The 21,682-nt window shown below is 59.7% G+C and carries 20 protein-coding genes; 8 read left to right on the forward strand and 12 right to left on the reverse strand.

All coding sequences use genetic code 11. The annotated features are described in order from the left end of the window. Window positions 1–47 precede the first annotated feature (47 nt). Complete coding sequence (locus ACWF8S_RS13140) at window positions 48–530, reverse strand: Lrp/AsnC family transcriptional regulator (RefSeq protein WP_447553793.1); 483 nt, start codon at window positions 528–530, stop codon at window positions 48–50. Between the two features lie 206 nt (window positions 531–736). On the opposite strand from ACWF8S_RS13140, the gene ACWF8S_RS13145 reads away from it, so the two are divergent. The 3 genes from ACWF8S_RS13145 (at window position 737) to ACWF8S_RS13155 (ending at window position 3,288) form a co-directional block, all read left to right on the forward strand. Beyond that, window positions 737–2,425, forward strand: coding sequence for a 2-isopropylmalate synthase (locus tag ACWF8S_RS13145; protein WP_447553794.1), 1,689 nt, complete (start codon window positions 737–739; stop codon window positions 2,423–2,425). A 72-nt stretch (window positions 2,426–2,497) separates the two neighbouring features. Next, complete coding sequence (locus ACWF8S_RS13150; protein WP_447553795.1) at window positions 2,498–2,896, forward strand: fluoride efflux transporter FluC; 399 nt, start codon at window positions 2,498–2,500, stop codon at window positions 2,894–2,896. Beyond that, a complete protein-coding gene (locus ACWF8S_RS13155; protein ID WP_447553796.1) occupies window positions 2,884–3,288 on the forward strand; it encodes a fluoride efflux transporter FluC in 405 nt (134 codons plus the stop codon). Before ACWF8S_RS13150 ends, ACWF8S_RS13155 begins: the two co-directional genes overlap by 13 nt. Here ACWF8S_RS13155 and ACWF8S_RS13160 read toward each other — a convergent pair. Together ACWF8S_RS13160 and ACWF8S_RS13165 are read right to left on the reverse strand one after the other, a co-directional pair. Next, complete coding sequence (locus ACWF8S_RS13160) at window positions 3,265–4,122, reverse strand: universal stress protein (protein ID WP_447556602.1); 858 nt, start codon at window positions 4,120–4,122, stop codon at window positions 3,265–3,267. The two genes, ACWF8S_RS13155 and ACWF8S_RS13160, sit on opposite strands and share 24 nt — an antisense overlap. A gap of 46 nt (window positions 4,123–4,168) precedes the next feature. Continuing rightward, window positions 4,169–5,659, reverse strand: coding sequence for a SulP family inorganic anion transporter (locus ACWF8S_RS13165; RefSeq protein ID WP_447553797.1), 1,491 nt, complete (start codon window positions 5,657–5,659; stop codon window positions 4,169–4,171). A gap of 496 nt (window positions 5,660–6,155) precedes the next feature. Between ACWF8S_RS13165 and ACWF8S_RS13170 the strand changes: the two genes are divergently transcribed. Next, window positions 6,156–7,433 carry a methyl-accepting chemotaxis protein gene (locus tag ACWF8S_RS13170; RefSeq protein ID WP_447553798.1) on the forward strand — a complete coding sequence of 426 codons (1,278 nt, stop codon included), beginning with the start codon at window positions 6,156–6,158 and terminating at the stop codon, window positions 7,431–7,433. 85 nt (window positions 7,434–7,518) lie between these two features. On the opposite strand, the gene ACWF8S_RS13175 is transcribed toward ACWF8S_RS13170, so the two are convergent. The 5 genes from ACWF8S_RS13175 to ACWF8S_RS13195 form a co-directional block, all read right to left on the reverse strand. Next, window positions 7,519–8,169 carry a peroxiredoxin gene (locus tag ACWF8S_RS13175; RefSeq protein WP_447553799.1) on the reverse strand — a complete coding sequence of 217 codons (651 nt, stop codon included), beginning with the start codon at window positions 8,167–8,169 and terminating at the stop codon, window positions 7,519–7,521. Between the two features lie 128 nt (window positions 8,170–8,297). Next, on the reverse strand, window positions 8,298–9,326 hold the full coding sequence (locus ACWF8S_RS13180) for a CNNM domain-containing protein (RefSeq protein ID WP_447553800.1): 1,029 nt from the start codon (window positions 9,324–9,326) through the stop codon (window positions 8,298–8,300). Window positions 9,327–9,445: 119 nt separating this feature from the next. Beyond that, entirely contained in the window at window positions 9,446–9,793 is a 348-nt protein-coding gene (locus ACWF8S_RS13185; protein WP_447553801.1) for a putative quinol monooxygenase, read from the reverse strand. Window positions 9,794–10,081: 288 nt separating this feature from the next. Then, the gene (locus ACWF8S_RS13190; RefSeq protein ID WP_447553802.1) at window positions 10,082–11,515 is read right to left on the reverse strand and encodes an aminotransferase; all 1,434 of its coding nucleotides are present in this window, start codon (window positions 11,513–11,515) and stop codon (window positions 10,082–10,084) included. An 81-nt stretch (window positions 11,516–11,596) separates the two neighbouring features. Beyond that, window positions 11,597–13,093 carry an NAD-dependent succinate-semialdehyde dehydrogenase gene (locus ACWF8S_RS13195; RefSeq protein WP_447553803.1) on the reverse strand — a complete coding sequence of 499 codons (1,497 nt, stop codon included), beginning with the start codon at window positions 13,091–13,093 and terminating at the stop codon, window positions 11,597–11,599. 382 nt (window positions 13,094–13,475) lie between these two features. Between ACWF8S_RS13195 and ACWF8S_RS13200 the strand changes: the two genes are divergently transcribed. Further along, a complete protein-coding gene (locus ACWF8S_RS13200; protein ID WP_447553804.1) occupies window positions 13,476–14,690 on the forward strand; it encodes a GGDEF domain-containing protein in 1,215 nt (404 codons plus the stop codon). Here the strand turns inward: ACWF8S_RS13200 and ACWF8S_RS13205 are convergent. From ACWF8S_RS13205 to ACWF8S_RS13220, 4 genes are all read right to left on the reverse strand, one after another. Continuing rightward, a complete protein-coding gene (locus tag ACWF8S_RS13205) occupies window positions 14,687–15,163 on the reverse strand; it encodes an Lrp/AsnC family transcriptional regulator (protein ID WP_447553805.1) in 477 nt (158 codons plus the stop codon). The genes ACWF8S_RS13200 and ACWF8S_RS13205 overlap by 4 nt on opposite strands. An 8-nt stretch (window positions 15,164–15,171) precedes the next feature. After that, window positions 15,172–16,203 carry a N(2)-acetyl-L-2,4-diaminobutanoate deacetylase DoeB gene (gene doeB / locus ACWF8S_RS13210; protein WP_447553806.1) on the reverse strand — a complete coding sequence of 344 codons (1,032 nt, stop codon included), beginning with the start codon at window positions 16,201–16,203 and terminating at the stop codon, window positions 15,172–15,174. A 35-nt stretch (window positions 16,204–16,238) separates the two neighbouring features. Further along, complete coding sequence (gene doeA / locus ACWF8S_RS13215) at window positions 16,239–17,438, reverse strand: ectoine hydrolase DoeA (RefSeq protein WP_447553807.1); 1,200 nt, start codon at window positions 17,436–17,438, stop codon at window positions 16,239–16,241. 200 nt (window positions 17,439–17,638) lie between these two features. Beyond that, the gene (locus ACWF8S_RS13220) at window positions 17,639–18,646 is read right to left on the reverse strand and encodes a DNA topoisomerase IB (RefSeq protein WP_447553808.1); all 1,008 of its coding nucleotides are present in this window, start codon (window positions 18,644–18,646) and stop codon (window positions 17,639–17,641) included. Between the two features lie 136 nt (window positions 18,647–18,782). Between ACWF8S_RS13220 and ACWF8S_RS13225 the strand changes: the two genes are divergently transcribed. From ACWF8S_RS13225 to ACWF8S_RS13235, 3 genes are all read left to right on the forward strand, one after another. Further along, window positions 18,783–19,718, forward strand: coding sequence for a 2-hydroxyacid dehydrogenase (locus ACWF8S_RS13225; protein WP_447553809.1), 936 nt, complete (start codon window positions 18,783–18,785; stop codon window positions 19,716–19,718). Window positions 19,719–19,833: 115 nt separating this feature from the next. Then, on the forward strand, window positions 19,834–20,541 hold the full coding sequence (locus ACWF8S_RS13230) for a hypothetical protein (protein WP_447553810.1): 708 nt from the start codon (window positions 19,834–19,836) through the stop codon (window positions 20,539–20,541). Then, window positions 20,542–21,474, forward strand: a complete 933-nt coding sequence (locus ACWF8S_RS13235) for a lysine exporter LysO family protein (protein WP_447553811.1) — start codon at window positions 20,542–20,544, stop codon at window positions 21,472–21,474. Window positions 21,475–21,682: the final 208 nt, after the last annotated feature.

Raw genomic sequence — 21,682 nt, forward strand, 5'->3', positions numbered from 1 at the left:
TTCTCCTTGGAACATGCTGGCCGCAAGGGCCTGGAAATCGCCGTATCTTAACGACGCGTGGGAACAGGGCGGTGTTCGAACACCTGACGCAACACAAAACTCGTGTGCGCGCCGGTCACCCCTTCGATGCGGTTGATGACGTGCAGCAGCAGATGCTGGTAGTCGTCCATGTCACGAATCAGGATCTTGAGCTGAAAATCTGCCGCCTGTCCTGTAATGATCAGGCATTCGATGACATTGGGGATTTCGCGAACGTGGCGCTCGAAGTTGTCAAAGCGCTCCGGGGTGTGTTGATCCATGGAGATGTGCAGCAGCACCATCAGATCGTACCCCAGTTGACGGGCATCCACTTGTGCCCGGTAGCCGGTGATCAGCCCGTGCTCTTCCAGGGCGCGCACCCGGCGCAGGCAAGGGGATGGCGAAAGGCCGATGCGTTCGGCAAGCAGCTGGTTACTGATGCGCCCTTCTTGCTGCAGCACATCGAGAATATGCCGATCATAGCGATCAAGCTCGAGAGGAACGGGCAACATTCGCTATCTCCTGCCAACAAAAAGTGTATTCACGATAGTTGCTGCCAATTATCCTGCAGATACCTCCATGTTAGCAATAATCTTCTACCGGGGAAGGCGTATACTGATGTTATTGTCATAACGCCGGGCAGGCCTGTGATCCAGGCTGGTTACGGCGTACGCCATACTGGCGTTTCCTATTATCGAACAACCGTCAGGAAGCTTTTATGTCCGCCTTCGATCATCGCAAATACCGCCCTGCCCCCCGCGTCCCCGCCTTCAAGCGCACCTGGCCGGACAAGGATCTCGAGCGCGCCCCCATCTGGGTGAGCGAGGACCTGCGCGATGGCAACCAGGCGCTACTCGAGCCGATGAGCGTCGAGCAGAAAAAGCGCTTCTGGCACCAGATCGTCAAGGTGGGTATCAAGGAAGTGATGGTCGGCTTTCCTTCGGCGAGCCAGCCGGATTTTGATTTCGTGCGCTGGCTGATCGAGGAGGACCAGATCCCGGAGGATGTGACCATCGCCGTGCTGGTGCAGTGTCGCGAGCACCTGATCGAGAAGACGTTCGAGTCGCTCGTTGGCGTGAAGCGCGCGATCATCCACCTCTACAACTCGACCTCCACCGTTCAGCGCGAGCGGGTCTTCGAGATGGACCGCGGCGGCATTACCGATATCGCCGTGCAGGGCGCCACCTGGGTCAAGACCTACGCCGACAAGTACCCGGGCGTCGACTGGCGTTTTCAGTACTCGCCGGAGAGCTTCTCGAGCACCGAGATCGACTTCTCGCTGGCGATTTGCGAGGCGGTGATGGACGTGTGGCAGCCCACCCCGGACACCCCCTGCATCCTGAACCTGCCCACCACCGTGGAAGTGGCCGGCCCACATCACCACGCCGACCAGATCGAGTATTTCTGCCAGCACATCAGCCGGCGCGACAGCGTGATTATCTCGGTGCACACGCATAACGACCGCGGCGGCGCGGTGGCCTCGGCGGAGCTTGCGCTTCTGGCCGGCGCCGACCGGGTGGAAGGCACACTACTGGGCAACGGCGAGCGCACCGGCAACATGGATATCGTGACCCTGGCCATGAACCTCTACAGCCAAGGCATCGACCCCATGCTCGATCTCTCCAACCCGGACGAGATCATCCAGGTGGTCCACGAATGCACGGGCATCACCATGCACCCCCGCCACCCCTGGGTCGGCGAGATGGTCTACACCGCGTTTTCCGGAAGCCATCAGGATGCGATCCGCAAGTCGCTCAAGCACCAGAAGGCGGACGAGCCCTGGCAGGTGGCGTACCTGCCCATCGACCCCCACGATATCGGCCGCGACTACCAGGCGGTGATCCGCGTGAACAGCCAGTCCGGCAAGGGCGGCATGGCGTTCTTGCTGGAGCGCGACTACGGCATCAACCTGCCGCGCTGGATGATGCTGGCGCTGGCCCCCTACGTTCAAAAAGAGAGCGAAGTGCGCAACAGCGAGCTTTCCAGCGAAATGGTCCGCCAGGTGATGTTCGATCATTTCAGTCACCCGGCGCCGCTGGCCCTGGCGGATTACCGCCTCTCCAGGGGCCAGAACGAAGGTATCGAAATCACCCTGTGGGAAGGTTCGCAAACGCTGCGACTGGCGGGTACCGGCAACGGCGCCATGTCCGCTTTTACCGATGCCTGGCATAAGCACTCTGGCAGCCACGTGGCGATCGTCGACTACAGCGAACACTCGCTGGGCGGCGACAGCGAAGCCAACGCTATTGCGTTCGTGCAGCTCAATGTCGACGGCCAGCGCATCTGCGCCTTCGCCGAGGATAGCGACACGGTCAGCGCCTCGCTGAAAGCGCTGCTTGCGGGCATCAACGCCTCGCTCGAATCCGGTGCCAACACCCCCGCCCCAGCGGACAACGCCACGGCTTGAAGCCATCGTCCAGGGCCCGCCGCCGCGGGCCTGTTATACTCCCTCAGATGACGCCTTTGACGAGAGGAATCGATGGGGCAAGGATTGATCAACGTGACACTGCTGGCCCTGGGCGCCGGGCTTGGCGGCATGGGGCGTTTCGCCGTCGTCAACCTTGCTACAAGGCGTTGGGGGCCGGGGTTTCCCTGGGGCACGCTGCTGGTCAACACCAGTGGCGCCTTGGCCGCCGGCAGCCTGCTGGGCCACTACGGCCTGGCGCATCTTTCAAGCTCCCCGCTTGGCCTTATGGTGGTCGCCGGTTTGCTCGGCGGCTACACCACCGTTTCCTCGCTTAGCCTGCAAACGCTTTCGCTTTGGCAAAACCAGCGCCGTCTGGCGGCGGCGGCCAACCTTATGGGCACACTTGCCCTGGGGCTACTGATGGCGGGGGTGGGCTGGTTGCTGGCGGGAGGTGGCGTGTGGCAGGCGTAAAAGCGTCCCTGGCGGTGGGGCTGGGTACCGCGCTTGGCAGCGTTTGCCGCTACGGCGTTTCGCTATGGGCGCTGGCCGCGCTGGGCAGCGCCTTTGCCTGGGGCACGCTGATCGTCAACGCCTTAGGATCACTTTTGATAGGCTGGCTTGCCACCATGGCGTCGCACCGGGACGAAAGCGTCTGGGCGCGGCTGCAGCCCTTGCTGGTGACGGGTTTCTGCGCAGGTTTTACGACCTTTTCGCTGTTCAGCCTGGAAGTGCTTTCACTGCTTCAAAGCGAGCCCGGGCTCGCCCTGCTCTACGTTTTGCTCAGCCTGGTCATGTGGCTTTGTGGCGTAGCGCTGGGCGAGCGGCTGGCACACAGGCGTTTAGCGAAGAACCAGAACCGGTAGCTCGCTTTGGCGCAGCATGCGTGTCGTCGTGCTGCCCACCAGCAGGTGGCGGATGCGCGAATGCCCGTAGGCCCCCATGACCAGCAGATCGATGCCGTGCTCCCGCTCGTAGGTATCGAGCGTCTCATCGACCTCGCCTGCGCGAATGGCGCCCAGCGCTTCGTGACCCGCGTCGCGCAGCGTGGTCAGCGCCCAGTCGAGCTGAGAGCGATTTTCCGCCGTCTCGGCCCCGGTGATCAGCACGTGGCTCTCGCAGCCGGTAAACAGTGGCGAGCGGGCCAGCATGTCCACTCCCTTGCGGGCCGTCTTGCTGCCGTCGAAGGCGATCAGCACCTTTTGGGGCTTTTTGAAACCGGCCGGAACCATGAGGACAGGACGGTGCATCTCGCGCACGACGCGCTCGAGATTGGCGCCCAAATGATGGCTGGCCTGATGCGCGGTTTCGCCGCGTTTGCCCACCACCACCAGCCGCGTCTCGTTTTCGAGCCCGACCAGCGTCTCCACCAGCGTGCCGTTCAACTGACGCACGGCGGGGTCGGTCACGCCCTTTTCAACGGCGCGCGCCTGGGCCGCTTCCAGCATCAGCCGCCCCTGTTCCCGGTTTATCCTGGCGCGCTGCTCATCGAGGGTAGAGAGCTCTTCCATCAGGTGCTCGCGGGCACCAAAACGCAGGTTGCCGGAAAGATCCCGTTCGCCGGGGGCCGTGGAGTGATTATCGACCACGTGGACGAAACTCAGCGGCGCGCTCAACGCACGGCTCGCCCAGGCGGCGTAATCGCAGACGCCCTCTGAAAATCGGGAGCCGTCGATGGCGGCAACGACGTATTCGGTCACAACGTATTCGGTCATGCTGTTCTCCTTGTTCGTCAGTGGCCGTGCGTCAATGGCCGCCCATCAGCTTTTCGACGGCCTGGGGGTCGTTGTGCACCGCGTAACGGTCGACCACCGTGGCGCTGGCTTCGCTCAACCCCACAAGTTCCACCTCGGTCCCTTCGCGGCGAAACTTGATCACGACGCGATCGAGGGCCTGCACGGCGGTCACGTCCCAGAAGTGCGCACGGGATAGATCGATCGTCACCTTATCCAGGCTCTCCTTGAAGTCGAACGCCGCTAAAAAGCGTTCGGAAGAGGCAAAGAACACCTGGCCGACCACCTGATACTCGCGTGCACGCCCTGCCTCGACCTCGGTCGAGCCGATGTACATGATGTTGCCCACCTTGTTGGCGAAGAACAGCGCCGCCAGCAGCACGCCGACGAATACGCCAAGCGCCAGATTGTGGGTACCCACGGTCACGGCCACCGTGGCCAGCATCACGATATTGGTGCTCATGGGATGCTTTTTCAGATCGCGAATCGACGCCCAGCTAAAGGTACCGATCGACACCATGATCATCACCGCCACCAGCGCCGCCATGGGAATCTGCGAGACCCAATCGGAAAGAAATACCACCATCAAAAGCAGCACTACGCCGGCAATCAGCGTGGAAAGCCGGGTACGCCCGCCGGATTTGATGTTGATCACCGACTGACCGATCATCGCGCAGCCGGCCATGCCACCAAGCAGACCCGCGCCGATGTTGGCCGCGCCCTGCCCCTTGCACTCACGGTTCTTGTTGCTCGGGGTATCGGTCAGATCATCGACGATGGTCGCCGTCATCATCGATTCCAGAAGGCCCACGACCGCCAGCATGATCGCGTAGGGGAAAATGATGGTCAGGGTTTCAAGGGTCAACGGTACACTGGGCCACAAGAAGACCGGCAGCGTATCGGGTAACTCGCCCATATCGCCGACCGTGCGAATATCCATGCCGCTTACCATGTACACGATGGTCAGCACCACGATGCACACCAGCGGCGACGGCAGCGACTTGCCGATAGCGGGCAGGTAAGGAAACAGGTAAATGATGCCAAGTCCCGCCGCGGTCATGGCGTAGACGTGCCAGGTGACATCGGTCAGCTCCGGCAGTTGCGCCATGAAAATCAGAATCGCCAGCGCGTTGACGAAGCCCGTCACCACCGAGCGTGAGACGAAGCGCATCAGCTCGGCAAGCTTCAGATAGCCGGCCGCGATCTGCAGGACACCGGTCAGCAGCGTGGCCGCCAGCAGATACTCGAGGCCGTGCTCGCGCACCAGCGTCACCATCAGAAGCGCCATGGCGCCGGTGGCCGCCGAGATCATACCCGGGCGCCCGCCGGTAAAGGCGATGATCACCGCGATACAAAACGAGGCGTAGAGCCCGACCTTCGGGTCGACACCCGCGATGATCGAAAAGGCGATCGCCTCGGGAATCAGCGCAAGCGCCACCACTATTCCCGAAAGCGAATCGCCTTTGATGTTTGAAAACCATTCGTGCTTGCTAAAGAGCGCCATACCGACATCCCAGTAAAAAATTGCTGATTTTTTTCGCGCAGACCGCAGACACGCAAAGACGCGTCGTCCAGGGGCGACTAGAAACGGTTTGAAACCGTAAAGGGAGGGGGCGTAACGCTAGGGCGGAAGCATCTTCCAACGCGAGATCAGGGGCATGAAAAGTAGCTATCGTCTGGTGGATAACGAAGCGAAAACCATCGAGCCGGCTTCGCAAGTGGGGGCGATTATAGCAAGTAAGCTACCTGTTGACACCCGTGATTAGTCAACTGCTATATAATGTTTAGTAAACGGCTATTAGACAAACCAGGCTGCATGGTTAAAGATTTCATCAGATCAACCGTTAATATAGATTAAATTCAGAATCGAGCTATTTTAGTCAAAGCACCAGAAAAGCCATACCGATGATAAAAATTAGCACAACATCTTTACAAAAAACGGTTTTTACAAAAGACTAAACAAGTATTGTACAATTACGATACTCACAGAGAACGCCTCCATGCTCACCTTCATCAAGCACGACGCCCTGCCCCTGGCGCTGCAGGAACACACCGCAAGTATCCATTTCTCGCCAGATGGCATCATCGAAGCTGCAAGCCCGATCTTTCTGAAGAAAATCGGCTATACCCTCGAGGATATCGTCGGGCAGCACCACAGCATTTTTTGCCCATCGGAGGAGGTCGACTCCCTCGACTCCCTCGACTATCAGCGCTTCTGGTCAGCGCTTGCCAAGGGTGAGCCCCAGCAAGGAAGCTTTCGGCGCATCAGCGCCACCGGCGAGGATCTCTGGCTCGAAGCGATCTATCTACCGGTGAGAAACCGCCGTGGCAAGGTGGTTAGAGTCGTCAAGATCGCAAGCGACATTTCCAAACAGCACCAGTCGGCGGAAAGCCACAGCGCAGTGCTCAAGGCGCTGGATAGCTCCATGGCGGTCATCGAGTTCACCCCGGACGGGATCGTGCTCAATGCCAACGCCAACTTCGAACGCACCATGGGTTATAAAAGCGCCGAGATCGCCGGTCAGCATCACCGCATGTTCTGCACCGCCGATTTCATTCCCGGGCTTCCGACGTTCTGGGATGAGCTGGCCAGAGGCCAGTTCAAGCAGGGCAAGTTCGAGCGCCTCAACCGTCAGGGTCAGAGCGTCTGGCTTGAAGCTACCTATAACCCGGTTTATGACAACCACGGCAACGTCATCAAAATTGTCAAGTTCGCCACGGACATCACTCTGGCGGTCCAGGAAAACGAAGCCGCCAAGCGCGCAGTACTCACCGCCCAGAGTACGTCGAGCCAGACCGAACAGATCGCCCAGAACGGGCTGGTGCATCTGCACCGAGTGATCGAGGAGTCTCGGCAGGCGTCCAAGACCCTGGAGGACGCCCAGGCGTTGATGGCCGCACTCAACAAGCAGGCCCAGACGATCAACAGTATCACCGCCTCCATTGCCAAGATTGCCAACCAGACCAATTTGCTGTCGCTCAACGCCGCCGTGGAAGCCGCTCGCGCCGGCGAGCAGGGGCGCGGGTTTGCCGTGGTCGCCAACGAAGTGCGCCAGCTGGCCAAAGGCTCCAGCGAAGCGGTCGAGGAAATCACCCGGGTACTCAAGGAGAATAGCGAGCTGGTCGAGCGTACCAACCTGGCCGTTCAGCAAGTAGTGGAACAAGGCAGGAACAGTCAGGTCAGCGTGGGGGAAATCGAGTCCATCGTGAATGAAATCCTGACCGGCGCTCGAGGCGTGTCCGATTCAGTGGAGCAGCTAGCCCTGCAATCGGCCTAGCCTGCTTCGATAGGAAAAGGCGGCGAGCTGCCGCCTTCTGCAAGACACCAAAGCCCACCGATGTGGGCTTTTTCGATGGAGTGGCTTACTTGAGTCTGGTCTTGCGCAGGTAAGGCAGTACCGCATCAAAATCGCCGAATTTTTCCTTGGCGTCCTCGTTGGAAACGCTGGGCGGAATGATGACATCCTGGCCCACGGTCCAGTCCGCCGGTGTGGCGATACCGTGCTGAACGGTCGTCTGAAGCGCGTCGAGTGCGCGCAGGATTTCAGCAAAGTTACGCCCTACCGTCATGGGATAGGTCATGGAGAGCTTCAGCTTCTTGTCCGGGCCGATGATAAAGACCGAGCGGACCGTGGCACTATCATTAGGCGTGCGACCATCCGGCAGGTAGGCATCTTCAGGCAGCATGTCGAAAAGCTTCGAGACCTTGAGCCCCTCGTCCGCGATGATCGGAAAACCGACGGAACTGCCGCTATAAGTTTCGATATCCCCCGCCCAGCGCTTGTGGTCATCGACGCCGTCGACGGAAACCCCGATCACCTTGGTGTCACGCTTTTTCCACTCCTCGCTGAGCTTGGCCACCGCGCCGAACTCGGTGGTGCACACCGGGGTAAAATCCTTCGGGTGCGAGAACAAAATGGCCCAGCTGTCGCCAATCCAGTCATGGAACTGAATCGTTCCCTGGCTGGTTTGCGCTTCAAAATCGGGAACGACCGCGTTGATACGTAGTGACATGGTGTCTCCTTTTTCAGGTGATCAAACTTTCAATACCTTAAACCACCTTTGAACAATTCTCTATAGAACGTTGGGGGTCAAGGCGGCACGTACGACGTCAATGTTCACCTGACAAGAAATTGATCGCACTAGATCGCTTGCGAAGCGCTGCCTTTGATACGCGTTAGCCATCGTTGCTTGGCATAGTGGCGTAAATTGGCCACGCTGTCGGTTTCATCGATGATGTCCTGGCCCAGGATAGTCTCGATGATATCTTCAAGCGTGATAAGGCCCACAAAGGTGCCATGCGCGTCGTACACAATTCGCATGTGAGAATGATCCTTGAGCATGGAGGTGAAGACCTGCTCGACATTGCGCGCGACATCCACACTGCCGACCGGGTGCATCAATTCACGCAGGGTCATGGCGTCGTCGGCGTGATACATGTCCGACTTGTGTACATAACCGAACGCCTGCTCACCGCCATCCATCACCGGAAACCGTGTAAACGGCGCCTTGCCGTACTGTTGGTCAAAGTCAGCCACGGTCATGCCGGGCAGCACCGTGACACACACCGTACGCGGCGTCATGGCTTGGCTTGCGGCAATTTCATGCAGGTTGAGCATATTGATGATCGTGCGCGACTCGTCCTCGTCGAGCACCCTCTGTTCAAGCCCCACCCGCGCCAGGACCTTGATCTCGTCGCGAAGATCGACATCGTGCTCGGAGGTCCCCAGACGTCGGGTAATCTGCTCCGACAGCCATATGAAAGGCAGCAGCCCCAGGATCATCGGCCTGAGCAGGCGCGGTAGAAAAGGCGCGATCCCCCGCCAGTAGGTAGCGCCGATCGTCTTGGGAATGATCTCCGAAAGGATCAGGATCAAAAGCGTCATCACGGCAGACACGATCGCGATGGACGCCTCACCGAACACGACCGCCGCCTGGGCGCCCACCGCCGTGGCCCCCACGGTATGAGCAATCGTGTTGAGCGTCAAAATCGCCGCCAGAGGCCGGTCGATGCTGGTTTTAAGCTGACTGAGCGCCCCGTGCAGCTGCGGCGTTTCCTCTTTCAGCCTGGCAACAAAACTTGGCGTAATGGAAAGCAAAGCTGCTTCAAGGATGGAACATAGAAAAGAGAGCGCAATCGAAAGCGTGGCAATCGTGATGAGCAGCAGCATGGGAGCCTGAGGCGCGAGGGGTATAGAGAATGTATAGGAACAACAGCCCCGCCTGTCAAAGAGCTTTCAAACGCTGCAGGCAGGCGAAGGGGCTCGTTGACCCGCTCTATACGCCTGGTTCATACCTTGGGGGCATCAAAATTCCAGGGCTCATCGGTGTAGACGCACACGTTGGCGTCTTCGATATCCCCGTCGGATGACTCGACGTGCTGCGCAAAGAAGTCCTGAATTTCCTTACGCTGACAGTGGGCTTCAAATTCTTCACGGCTCGCCCAGATTTCATGAAAGACGATCGGATAGCTGGTGCCCTGGGCAAAAGGGTTGTCGATCTGACGCGTGACCGTGTAGTGAATGCAGGCATCTTCGCGGTGAGTATTGGGCTCAAGCGACTGGAGCGCCTTGAATACCGCCTCCTCCTTGCCAGCCTTGGGTTTGAAGCTGGCCACACAGTAAATCTTCTCTGACATGATCGCATCCTGGTGTTAAAACGTACGTCATTATGCGGCTTATCTTTTCTGGTGAACACCCGAAGGGATAATACGCTCGGCCAGCGACGACGGATCCGATACCTTGGTCGCCTGCACTCCCCTCGGGGCTAAGGAGCTATCGAAGCTGCACCAATCAGCCTGACGAAACGGTAATGGTTTACATAGCTATCCGTTACCACAACAAGCTGTCTATATAACAAGCGGTCTGCACAACAAGAAACGCCGCTGCACGGGCAGCGGCGCCAACCAGCCAGCCAAGTAGTTCTGTCACACCGTGAAGGCGGCTTCCTGTTGACCGGTTTTCAAATCCCCCGAGCGCGTCAACTCATCGGTCACCCGATCGATGGCGCGTTTGGCGCGCGCGATCACCTCGTCCACCTCCTGGCGGTTGATGGTCAGCGGCGGCGCGAAACCCAGGATATCGCCCTGGGGCATGGCCCGGGCAATCAGGTTCTCCTCGAGCGCGGCGGCGGCCACCCGCGGGCCGACTTTCAAGGCGGGGTCGAAGTGCAGCCGTTCCCGGGCATCCGGCGAAAATTCCAGCGCGGCCATCAGGCCGACACCGCGTACGTCGCCCAGCAGCGGATGACCTTCGAAGACTGTCTTCAACTGATGCTGGAAGTAGCTGCCGGTTTCCGCGGCGTTGCCGACGAGATTTTCCCGCTCGATGATATCCAGATTGGCGATGCCCGCGGCGCAGCCAAGCGCATGGCCGGAGTAGGTCCAGCCGTGGCCGATGGGGCCGAACTCACCGGTTCCCTGCTCGAGCACCTTCCACACCTTGTCGCCGACAATCACACCGGAAAGCGGCTGGTAGGCACTGGTCAACCCCTTGGCAATGGTCACGAGATCCGGCTTGATATCATAGTAATGGCTGCCGAAGGCCGCCCCGGTACGCCCGAAGCCACAGACCACTTCATCGGCGATCAAGAGCACATCGTACTTGTTCAAAACCGCTTGAATCGCCTCCCAGTAACCCTCCGGCGGCGGCACGATCCCCCCGGTGCCGAGTACCGGCTCGCCGATGAAGGCGGCCACGGTGTCCGGCCCTTCATCGAGAATCATCGCTTCGAGCTTCTCGGCGCAGAACGCCGAGAACTCACGCTCGCTCATGCCGTGCTGCTCGGCGCTACGTAGATAATAGTGCGGCGCCTCGGTGTGGCGGATGGTGTCGATAGGCAGATCGAAATGGTCGTGGAAGGCCTTGAGGCCGGTAAGCGACCCCGAGGCGATGCCGGAGCCATGGTAGCCGCGCATGCGCGAGATGACTTTTTTCTTCTGCGGGCGGCCCAGCACGTTATTGTAATAACGCACGATCTTGAGCTGGGTTTCGTTGGCATCCGAGCCTGACATGCCGTAATACACCTTGGACATGTTCATGCCCGCGGCCTTGACGATGCGCTCGGAGAGCTCGATCTGCGGCTCGTTGGCGTGGCCCACGTAGGTGTGATAATAAGAAAGCTTCAGCGCCTGCTTGTAGATCGCCTCGGCCACTTCGGTGCGCCCATAGCCGATGTTCACGCAGTAAAGCCCGGCGAAGCCGTCGATGAACTCGCGGCCATCCTTGTCGACGATATTGATGCCCTTGCCGCCGGTAATCACCCGGCCCGGCGCGTCGCCATGAGCGAAATCCTTGAGGTGGGTGGAGGCATGAAACGTGACCTTGCGGTCGCGGTCAATCAGATCCTGATGCTGGCTCATAGCGTTCTCTCTATACGATAAACCTCCCCGATCAGCGGGGTGGCATTTGAAACATTGCGGGCTTTCCGGCGACACTCTCCGCTAGCTCCCCGACACCGAACCCAGCGCGCCCAGGCAGTAGTACTTGGTTTCGAGATACTCATCGATGCCTGTGGCGCCCCCCTCGCGGCCAAGGCCGGACTGCTTCACGCCGCCAAAGGGTACCGGCGGCCCGGTCATCTTCACCGAGTTGACGCTGACCATGCCGTACTCGAGCGCGCGCATCAGCTTCCAGATGCGGCGAATATCGTGGGTGTAGAGGTAGGCGGCCAGGCCGTACTCGGTGTCGTTGGCAAGCTCGATGACCTCGTCATCGCTGCCGTACGCCGTAATGCCCGCCACCGGGGCAAAGTTTTCCTCGCGCCAGACCTTCATCTGCGGGGTCACGCCGGTCAGCAGCACCGGCATGAAGAAGTTCTCGCCCGGCGCCTGACCTTGATCGCCGGCTACCAGCGTAGCGCCCCTGGAAAGCGCGTCGTCGACAATCGCGGCGGCTTTTTCCACCGCCTGACGATGGATCAGCGGGCCAAGATCAATCTCGCCCAGCAGGCCATTGCCCACAGTGAGTGCTGCCATGCGCTCGGCAAAATGCTTGACAAACGCATCATGAAGAGATTCATGCACCAGAATGCGGTTGGCGGCCAGGCAGTCCTGCCCGGCGGTCTGGAACTTGGCGGCCACCGCGGCGAGCGCGGCCTCCTTCGGGTCCATGTCCGGGCCAACGATGAACGGCGCGTTGCCGCCAAGCTCCAGGGAAAGACGCTTGACGGTACCGGCGCTCTGCTCCATGAGCAGCCGCCCTACCCGGGTGGAGCCGGTAAACGAAAGGGCGCGAATGCGCGGCTCGCTGCACAGTATTTTGGAAACCTCGGCGGGTTCACCCAGCACCACGTTGAAAATGCCGGCGGGAATCCCGGCGCGCTCGGCAAGCTCCGCCAGCGCCAGCGCCGAGAACGGCGTCTCGTTGGCGGGTTTGATGATCACCGGGCAGCCCGCGGCCAGGGCGGCGGCGGCCTTGCGGGTGATCATCGCCAGCGGGAAGTTCCAGGGGGTGATCATCGCCGCGATCCCCACCGGCTCCTTGATCGTGCCAAGCGTTGCGTTGGGAATATGACTGGGAATGGTTTCCCCGTAAGTGCGTTTCCCTTCCTCGGCGAACCAGCGTACGAAGCTTGCGCCATACTCCACTTCACCGCGCGCATCGGGTAGTGGCTTGCCCTGCTCCAGCGTCATGATCATGGCAAGATCTTCCCGGTTGGCCTGAATCAGATCAAACCAGGCCAGCAGGCGCTCGCAGCGCTCGTCGGCGCGCAGCAGGCGCCACTGGGTAAAGGCGTTTTCCGCCGCGTCGACGGCCGCGGTGATCTGGTTGGCTTCCAGCAGCGGAATATGGCCGATGACCTCACACGTCGCCGGGTCATACACGGCCTCTTCACGCCCGCCTTCGCCGTGGATCCATTTGCCGTTCACGTAGGCGTACTGGCGAAACAGGCGCGGGTCGTTCAGGCGTTTGGCAAGCGTCGTCGATAGCGGGATCATGAGCATCTTCCTTTCGCCGGCGCGTATCAAAGCGCCGGCCTGACTGTGCGTAAACGATGGGCATACGGCTAAAGATTTGCCGTGTGCAGTCGATACAGATTAAAGAAGACGCGACACGAAGTGTTTTTGAAAACTCCCGCCATGAACGGCTTTTTTTCCTCAAACACGGTTCTCGACAGCCTTTTTTTTGGTAAGCACACTTTTCGAACAAGCAAAACCGTTTAGTGAGTGCTTTAACTGCACAAAAAGAGAGCTATGACCATCAGGCATTGGTGCTAATATTTTTCGCCTGCCCAAGGTTATATCGACCACGTCGAGAATGAGCCTTCTAGAGCTTGATTGGCGCACTGGCGCAGAAAAACGATAACTCTGTGAGATCACTGTGTACCGACTGCTTTACTTCAAGTTGCTGGCCCAGACCAGCGGCACCATGACGGTAAAAGAGCGCTACGATATCGACCGGTACCAGCACCGGATTAATACCCTGCGTCTACTGAGCATTCTGGTAACGGCTCTTTACGTTTTTTATATCCCCATGGATATGTACCTGCTCCCGGACACCGGTTTTAGGTCGGCCATCATGCGCCTTATCGCCGCGGTTCCGCTGGCGAGCTTCATGTTTTGGTATCTTCGGCGTCCCGGCCCCATTCGTCACAAGGAGCTTGCCAGCACCATTTCGGTCTGTATTGCCATGCTGGTATGGAGCTTGAGCTTACTGGGCACCAGCGACCCTCGAGTGCTGTACTACTTCTACGCCGGGCTCGTTTATCAGCTGGCTCTGACCATCGTGCTGGCCCACCCGTTCGAATACAGCGTGGCCGCCTCGGCCTTTGTTTGCCTATGTCTTTGCACCATCATCTGGTTCTTGCCCGGAGCGAATGCGGAGTACGTGATCAACTATTTGGTAGTAGGTGTACCCACGGTAGTGCTGACGCTGATGGCCAACTACCGCTTTTCGACCGAGTCGCTGCGCCTTTATCTACAGCGCGTCAACGCCGAAGAGCTTCGCGTCGAGCTTGCCAAACGTAACGAAACTCTGGACCGGCTTTCCCATATCGACCCATTGACCGGACTTGCCAATCGCCGGGGGCTGAACCGGCACTCCGCCTCGCTTACGCGCTCGAGACGCGCGCCTGATCAGTACGCGGCGGTCATCTTGATCGATGTGGACCATTTCAAGGCGTTCAACGACACCTACGGCCACGACGAGGGCGATGAGTGCTTGAGAAAAATTGCCACCGTCCTTCAAGGTGCCTGTAGCCCTCGCGATACCGCCTGCCGTTATGGCGGCGAGGAGTTTTTGGTACTACATACCGATAGCCCGAATAGCGCCGTGTCGGGCGCATTACTGGCCGAACAGATTCGGGCGGGGGTGGCCGAACTCGAGATTGCTCATCGGGAGTCCGATCACAGACATGTGACGGTGAGCGTGGGTGTTTGCGCGGGGCTGTTGGATCACGACGAGGCGCTAGCGAAGTTGATAAAAGCCGCCGATCAAGCGCTTTATGCCGCCAAGAATACCGGGCGCAACCGCGTCAGCGAAGACCCCACCGGGGGGCTGGCCGACGTTCAGACGTCGCTATTTGGAACGCTTTAATCGATATCTGCGGCGTCGATACCTAGAGCGCGCCGCTTGACGGTTTTGGTGACGATATAGGTGCAGTAGCGCTCGATGCCTACCTCGGACACCAGCCAAGCATCCATTAGTCGCTGGTAGCTATCGATACTGCGGGCTTCGAATTTCACCAGGTAATCCACCCCGCCGCCCACGGCCACGCACTCGGTTACCTCCGGGGTCTCCACTACCAGCGCCTCGAAACGGGCGAAGCTTTCGGCGTGATGCGCCTTGAGTTCGATCTGCACCCAGACCGGGTTGCGCGCCACCAATACGTCGGCATTGATACGCGCCGTATAGCCTTCGATGACGCCGGCTTGCTCCAGACGCTTCACGCGCTCCCAGCAGGGGCTGATCGAGAGATTGATCGCCTCGGCCAGTTTGGACTTGGTGATACGCCCATCCCGGGAAAGGATATCGAGAATCTTCAGATCGAAACGGTCGAGTTTCATCATGCCCGGGATCAGGCCTCGAGGCGTTCGACGACATCGGCAATCACGGCGATGGTGTCGCCCATGTTGACCAGTGCCGGCGCGCGACGCGCCATCAAGATACCGTCACGTTCGGCGCGATAGGCTACCGGCTCGCTGCCCGTGCGGGTCATGTCATACACGTAGGCCATCACCTGGCCCCGGGTCACGCGCTCACCAAGGGCGACGGCCAGCTCCAGCACGCCTTGGTGGCGGCTTTGCACGTAGCAGCTGGCATCCGGCATATCCAGATACATCTGCCCGCCGTCGGGCATGTCGACGTCTCCTTCGATGAGCCCGTAATGAATCAGAAAATTGCGCACGCCGCGTTCAGTGATCGCCATGCTTTGCGGGGTCGAGGTACCGCCGCCGCCAAGCTCCGTGGCCACGAACACCTTGCCCTGGCGCTCGCAGGCGGTATCGAATAGCCGCTCGGCGTCGAGTTCGAACATCACCATGGCGTAGGGCGCGCCAAACGCCTTGGCACCCTCGAGGGCCGCCTGCTGCTGGGCCTTGTCGTCGAGCACGTGGGACGCGCCGAAGGGCAGAATGTCCAGGGTGCGCCCGCCGGAGTGTAGATCCAGCACCACGTCGCTCATGGGGACCAGCACCCGGGTGAAGTAGTCGGCGATCTGCGCGGTGACGCCGCCATTGGGGTCGCCGGGAAAGCTGCGGTTGAGGTTGCCCTTATCCATCGGTGAGGTACGCGTACCCGCCATCACCGCCGGGGTGTTCATGCATGGCACGATGATCACCCGCCCGCTGACGTCTTCGGCGGTCAGCGTATTGGAAAGCTTCAAGAGCGAGGTGATGCCCTCGTACTCATCGCCGTGGTTGCCGCCGGTGAGAAGCGCCGTGGGCCCTTCGCCGTTCTTCACCACAGTGACAGGAATCATGACCGCTCCCCAGGCCGAAACATCGGTCGAAATGGGAAGCTTCAGGAACCCGTGCTGAACGCCGTCGGCTTCGAAATCCACGGTGGCGGAAACAGGGCTTGGCCGTAGCGTGTTCGGTTGCGGGGTCATTCGAGAGTCCTTTTCGTCAGTGATCGCATCGAGCGTTATTTTACAAACAGCTGTCGGGGAAAGTTGGCCAGCGTCTCGCAGCCTTTCTCGGTGATCAAGATGCTTTCAGTGATCTCCAGGCCCCACTCGTCCACCCACAGACCGGGCATGAAGTGAAAGACCATGCCGGGTTTCAAGATCGTCTCGTCCGAGGGGCGCAGGCTCATGGTGCGCTCGCCCCAGTCCGGTGGGTAGGAGAGCCCGATGGAGTAACCGCAGCGGGCCCCGCCCCGGTCGAAGCCATATTTATCCATCGCAGCCCCCAGCGCCATGGCGATATCGGCGGTGCGGTTGCCAGGTCTGGCCACGGCGAGTCCGTTATCGATACCTTCAAGCAAGGCGGATTCGGCGCGAATGAAATCCATGGGTGGCGTGCCCAGAAAGACGGTACGCGACATCGGCACGTGATAGCGCTTGAACACCCCAGCGATCTCGAAAAAGGTGCCCTCGCCTTTACGAAACGGCGTGTCGTCCCAGGTCAGATGGGGGGCGGCGGCATCCTTGCCGGTGGGCAACATCGGCACGATGGCCGGGTAGTCGCCGCCGAACACACGGCCGTTCTCGTCCACGAACCCCTCGATGCCGACCCGATAGATCTCCGACACCAGCTTGCTCTTGGGAAGGCCGGGCTCGATGACCTCGATGATCCGCGAGTGCATGCCTTCAACGATTTTACCCGCCACGCGCAGGTACGCGATTTCCTGGGGCGACTTGATCGCCCGACACCAGTTCACCAGAGCGTTGGCATCCATGAAGCGCGCATGGGGCAGCTCGCGCAGCAGACTCTGGTACGCCTTGGCGGAAAAATAGTAGTTATCCATCTCCATGCCGACGACGCCGGTGTGCCAGCCGCGGTCGGGCATGATCGACTGGGCCAGGTATTCCATGGGGTGCATGTCAGGATTCTGCACGTAATAGTCGGGATAGTAGGTGATGTTGTCCGGATGGATCCAGCAGGTGCGAAGGGCCCCGTTGGCGTCCATCCGCCGGCCGAACCAGACCGGTTCGCCTTCAAGGCCGACCAGTACGCATTGATGCACATAGAACGACCAGCCGTCGTAACCGGTCAGCCACGCCATGTTGGACGGGTCGCTGACGATCAATACGTCGATACCACGGCCAGCCATTTCCGTTCGCACCTTCCAAAGGCGGTTTGCATACTCTTTGCGAGTAAAAGGCAGAGAGACCTCATTCATCGAACAACTCGCCATCAAGGATAAGAACCAGCTTGCTGGGCCACTGGATCGACCTGACCCTGCTCAAGCGCCAACGTCGTCTCAAGCCGATACTAGCACCCACCCTTAGCTTCCGGTCAAAGTCTTTGTCATAAAAAAAGCTCAGAGGCCCGCCTGGATGAAGCCGTCCCCCGAGACGGGGATGCGCGCCCATGAGCTGGCTATTTCCTGCGATCCAGACGGCTTTTCAACAGTTCGAGCACGGCGCGCTCATCGGGGCCGGTCAGATCCTCCTTATCGAGCTCGGCCTCGATCAATTGACGGAAGTTCTCAAGGGTCTGGCCGTCCAGATAACTCTCCACCACCCGGGGATCGATATAGCTTGCCTTGGCGATACTCGGTGTATTGCCCAGCGACTTTGCCACCCGCTCGACGGCCTGACGCACATTCTTCTCGCTGGTTTTATCGTTATCTCCCAGGCCCAGCTCCTCCAGCGCCAGTGCAGCAATGGAGGTGCCTGCCCAGGTACGAAAATCCTTCGCACTGAAAGCCTCACCCATCACATCGCGGATATAATCGTTGAGATCGCTGCTATCCACACGCACCTTGTTGCCTTCGTCGTCGAAGTACTTGAAGATTTCATAGCCCGGCGTGTCATCAAGCTCCGCCACCACGCTTGCCAGACGCGCATCCTCCACCACCCGATGCTGGTCCTGGCCGCTTTTGCCCCGGTAGTCGAAGATCAGCTCGTCGCCATCGATGGTCAAGTGCTTCGAGCGCATGGTGGTCAGGCCAAAAGAGTCGTTCTGCTGGCGATAGCGCTCGCTGCCCGGACGGAAATAGGCGCTATCGATCAGGCGCACCATGCACGCCAGCACCTTCTCCCGGGGCAGGCCCTCCAGTAGAAGATGCTGACCGGTGACCCGACGCATGGGGGTCAGCTTCTGGGCGAAATCCACCATCCGGTCGAACTTCAGCGCCTCGCGCTTCTCGCGCCATTCGGGGTTGTAGATGTACTGCTTGCGCCCGGCGTCGTCGCGTCCGGTAGCATAGATGTGGTGACGCCGGTCAAGAGTGATCTCGACCTCGTGCCAGGCCGGCGGGATGGCCAGCGAATCGATCCACTCTCGCCAGCGCTGGTCGCGCAATGTATTGCCCCGGGCGGTTTTATAGGTAAAGCCTTTGCCACTGCGTTGGCGGGTGACCACGCGTATCTGGCGGGTTATCATGACGAATTTCCTCATCCCTGTTGGCTTGAATGCCGTCTCTCATGGCGACAGGGCGCCTGCAGCATCCTTGCAGCGCTTACCCCACTTAACCCATGATAGCTTGGAACCGACAACATGCGATCAACAGGAGCTTTCGATGAAAATCGTGGTGCACAATGATCAGGCCCCCCAGTGGCAGGCAGCCCTGAGCGAGGCGTTTCCCCACGCAACCGTGCTGACCAGCGACGCCCCGGCAGAGGATCGCCGGGGGGCCGACTACCTCGCCGTCTGGAAGGCGCCCGATCACCTGCTTGAAGAGCAGACCGCGCTCAAGGGCATTATCAACCTGGGCGCCGGGGTGGATTTCCTGCTGGCCTCGCCGGGGCTGCCCGCCGGGGTGCCGATCGTGAAGCTGCGCGATGCGGGCATGGGCGAGTTGATGGCCGATTACGTCCTTTACGGCGTGCTGCATTTCTATCGGAGCCTGGACCGCTACGCGGCCCAGCAAACCCAGGCGAGGTGGCAGCCGCAAGATGTCGTCGAAAAATCCCGATGGCCGGTAGGTGTGCTGGGTTTGGGTGCTATTGGGCGCTTTGTCGCCACCACGCTCGATCAGGCAGGTTTTCCTGTGCTGGGTTGGAGCCGCTCGCCCAAAAAGATTCAAGGAGTGCACTGCCTGCACGGCGAAGCAGGCCTCGATGAGCTTTTGAGCCAGGTGCAAAGCGTGGTGACCATTTTACCGGACACCCCCTCCACCCGAGGCATCCTGAACGCCGAGCGTCTGCGGCGCCTGCCTGAGGGGGCCTGCGTGATCAACCCGGGCCGCGGCAACCTCATCGACGAAACCGCCCTTCTTGAGGCACTGGGAAGCGAGCAGGCGCCGGGGCATCTACGCGGCGCGCTGCTGGATGTGTTCTGCGAAGAGCCGCTGCCCAGCGACCACCCTCTCTGGCGCCACCCGCGTGTTATCATCACCCCTCATATGGCCGCCCCCACCCCGCTCAACGACGCGATCGATCAAGTGATTTCCTATATTCACGCCTTTGAAGCGGGAGAGACACTGGCAACCATTGATCCAGGCGACGGCTACTGACGCGTTTCAGTCGGGGTCGGCCTGCACAGCACGAAAGCGTGAACAGAGCACGAAACGTGAACAAAGTGCTAGGTTTAAGGCTCTTAAGGACGATTGATCAAAAGGAGAAGGGCCTGTGCCTTGCGTTTTGCAACCGACAGTGAAGAAAAAGCGATTTAGCGCCGGTGTCCTGCTGGCCGTTCTGGGTATCGGGCTGCCGGGCGCTGCGGTGTACGCAGACGATACGCCTCTGACCGAGCCGCGCCCCTTCGACGCCCGCTACCGGCTGGAAATACGCGGCTGGCCCGGTGCCACGGTGCGCCATACGTTCAGCCAGGAAGGACGTCACTGGTTAAGCAGCATGCGCTTTTCCGTCGCGGTGGCGCGTGGCGAAGAGCGTAGCCGGTTTTCCGTGGAAGGCGAGCAGACCCGCTCGCTTTTATACAACAGCAGCTATTCGCTGTTTGGCGTAGGCGACAGCTACCAGCTGAACGAGAACGAGCTTTTCGCTCTGGACCGTCAGGCGGCGATTTTCGACCTTTCCCGCCGTGCAGGCCATGAGACCTGCACCCAGCGCGCCCCTTGCGATATCGAGTTCGTCGACCATCGCGGCCGGGACGAGCATTTCCAGTACTACACCAACGCAACCGCCAGCGTCAGTGTCCCCGCCGGCGAGTTTGACACCCAAAGCGTCATGCTGATGGATGTGGACAAACCCGACCGGCATCTGCAGATCAACTTCCACCCTGACTGGCCGGGGCTGATCCTCTCCGCCGAGTCCTTCAAGGACGGCCGACGGGATACCACCATCACGTTGACCCAGTTCAACCCAAGCGACAGTTAAATGCTCTCAGGTTTATTCATCATCTTGCTGCCCCTGATCGGGGGCTATCTGGTTCGCGTGCGCTCCCCCCGGCTACAGCGCTGGATCAACCACGCCGTCAATGGCTCGGTATATCTTATCCTGCTGCTGATGGGCGCAAGCCTTGCCGGTCTTGAGAACCTGATTGGCCAGCTGTCGCAGCTCGGCGGCAGTGCACTGATACTGTTTGGTATCACCACAGCCTTCAACCTCACCGCGCTCTGGGGGCTCTCCCGTCGGGTGGCGCTAAAGACAGGCGCTTCCCCCGTGGTAAAAGACGCCCCGATAAGCAAACTGACAGCCATGCAGGGCTCACTTTTACTGCTGGTGGTCGTCATCATGGGGGTGGCCACGGGGCTCGTGCTTGGCCCCTACCTGGGCGAGAGGCTTTTCACCACCGCCGATACTCTGGCGGAATGGGTGCTATACGCGCTGCTTGCGCTGATTGGCTGTCAGCTGCGCAACTCCGGTATGGCGCTAAGGCAGATCCTGCTCAATCGTCTGGGGCTCGCCATTGCCGTGACGCTGGCGGCAAGCTCGCTTCTGGCAGGCGCGGTTGCCGCCCCGCTTCTATCACTGCCGGTCAACGAAGGCCTGGCCCTGGCCGCCGGGTTTGGCTGGTATTCGCTCTCGGCAATTCTGATTGGCGACCAGCTGGGGCCGCTACTGGGCGGGGTGGCCTTTTTCAACGATCTGGCCCGAGAGCTTCTGGCCTTCATGCTGATTCCCCTGATCATTCACCGCCATGCTGCGCTTGCGATCGGTTACGGCGGCGCTACCTCCATGGACTTCACCTTGCCCGTGATTCAACAGCACGGCGGAGTGGCCTGCGTCCCGATTGCCGTGGTCAATGGCTTTATTCTCTCGCTGCTTTCGCCGCCCTTGATTCTCTTTTTCCTTTCATTATCCGGTTAAATACGCTTTCCTCATTGTCCACGGCGCTTTTCTGGCGCCGTTTTAATCAAGAAAACACCTTCCTTATAAATCAAAGAGATAGCAAAAATATTTAAACTGCAACCCAAAGTATTAATAAAGACAGCTTTTCAGACTCAAAAAATCAGCAATAAACACTAAACGTTGATACTTATTAAAGAATATACATAAACTTCATATATTTTAGACA

The sequence above is a fragment of the Vreelandella xerophytica genome, from assembly GCF_968048975.1.

Coding starts and splice junctions, on each gene's coding strand:
- ACWF8S_RS13170 (WP_447553798.1), top strand. CDS start 6,156: ATGCTCACCTTCATCAAGCACGACGCCCTGCCCCTGGCGCTGCAGGAA.
- ACWF8S_RS13185 (WP_447553801.1), bottom strand. CDS start 9,793: ATGTCAGAGAAGATTTACTGTGTGGCCAGCTTCAAACCCAAGGCTGGC.
- ACWF8S_RS13175 (WP_447553799.1), bottom strand. CDS start 8,169: ATGTCACTACGTATCAACGCGGTCGTTCCCGATTTTGAAGCGCAAACC.
- ACWF8S_RS13140 (WP_447553793.1), bottom strand. CDS start 530: ATGTTGCCCGTTCCTCTCGAGCTTGATCGCTATGATCGGCATATTCTC.
- ACWF8S_RS13195 (WP_447553803.1), bottom strand. CDS start 13,093: ATGATCCCGCTATCGACGACGCTTGCCAAACGCCTGAACGACCCGCGC.
- ACWF8S_RS13150 (WP_447553795.1), top strand. CDS start 2,498: ATGGGGCAAGGATTGATCAACGTGACACTGCTGGCCCTGGGCGCCGGG.
- ACWF8S_RS13180 (WP_447553800.1), bottom strand. CDS start 9,326: ATGCTGCTGCTCATCACGATTGCCACGCTTTCGATTGCGCTCTCTTTT.
- ACWF8S_RS13235 (WP_447553811.1), top strand. CDS start 20,542: ATGCTCTCAGGTTTATTCATCATCTTGCTGCCCCTGATCGGGGGCTAT.
- ACWF8S_RS13145 (WP_447553794.1), top strand. CDS start 737: ATGTCCGCCTTCGATCATCGCAAATACCGCCCTGCCCCCCGCGTCCCC.
- doeA (WP_447553807.1), bottom strand. CDS start 17,438: ATGAATGAGGTCTCTCTGCCTTTTACTCGCAAAGAGTATGCAAACCGC.
- ACWF8S_RS13225 (WP_447553809.1), top strand. CDS start 18,783: ATGAAAATCGTGGTGCACAATGATCAGGCCCCCCAGTGGCAGGCAGCC.
- ACWF8S_RS13190 (WP_447553802.1), bottom strand. CDS start 11,515: ATGAGCCAGCATCAGGATCTGATTGACCGCGACCGCAAGGTCACGTTT.
- doeB (WP_447553806.1), bottom strand. CDS start 16,203: ATGACCCCGCAACCGAACACGCTACGGCCAAGCCCTGTTTCCGCCACC.
- ACWF8S_RS13165 (WP_447553797.1), bottom strand. CDS start 5,659: ATGGCGCTCTTTAGCAAGCACGAATGGTTTTCAAACATCAAAGGCGAT.
- ACWF8S_RS13205 (WP_447553805.1), bottom strand. CDS start 15,163: ATGATGAAACTCGACCGTTTCGATCTGAAGATTCTCGATATCCTTTCC.
- ACWF8S_RS13220 (WP_447553808.1), bottom strand. CDS start 18,646: ATGATAACCCGCCAGATACGCGTGGTCACCCGCCAACGCAGTGGCAAA.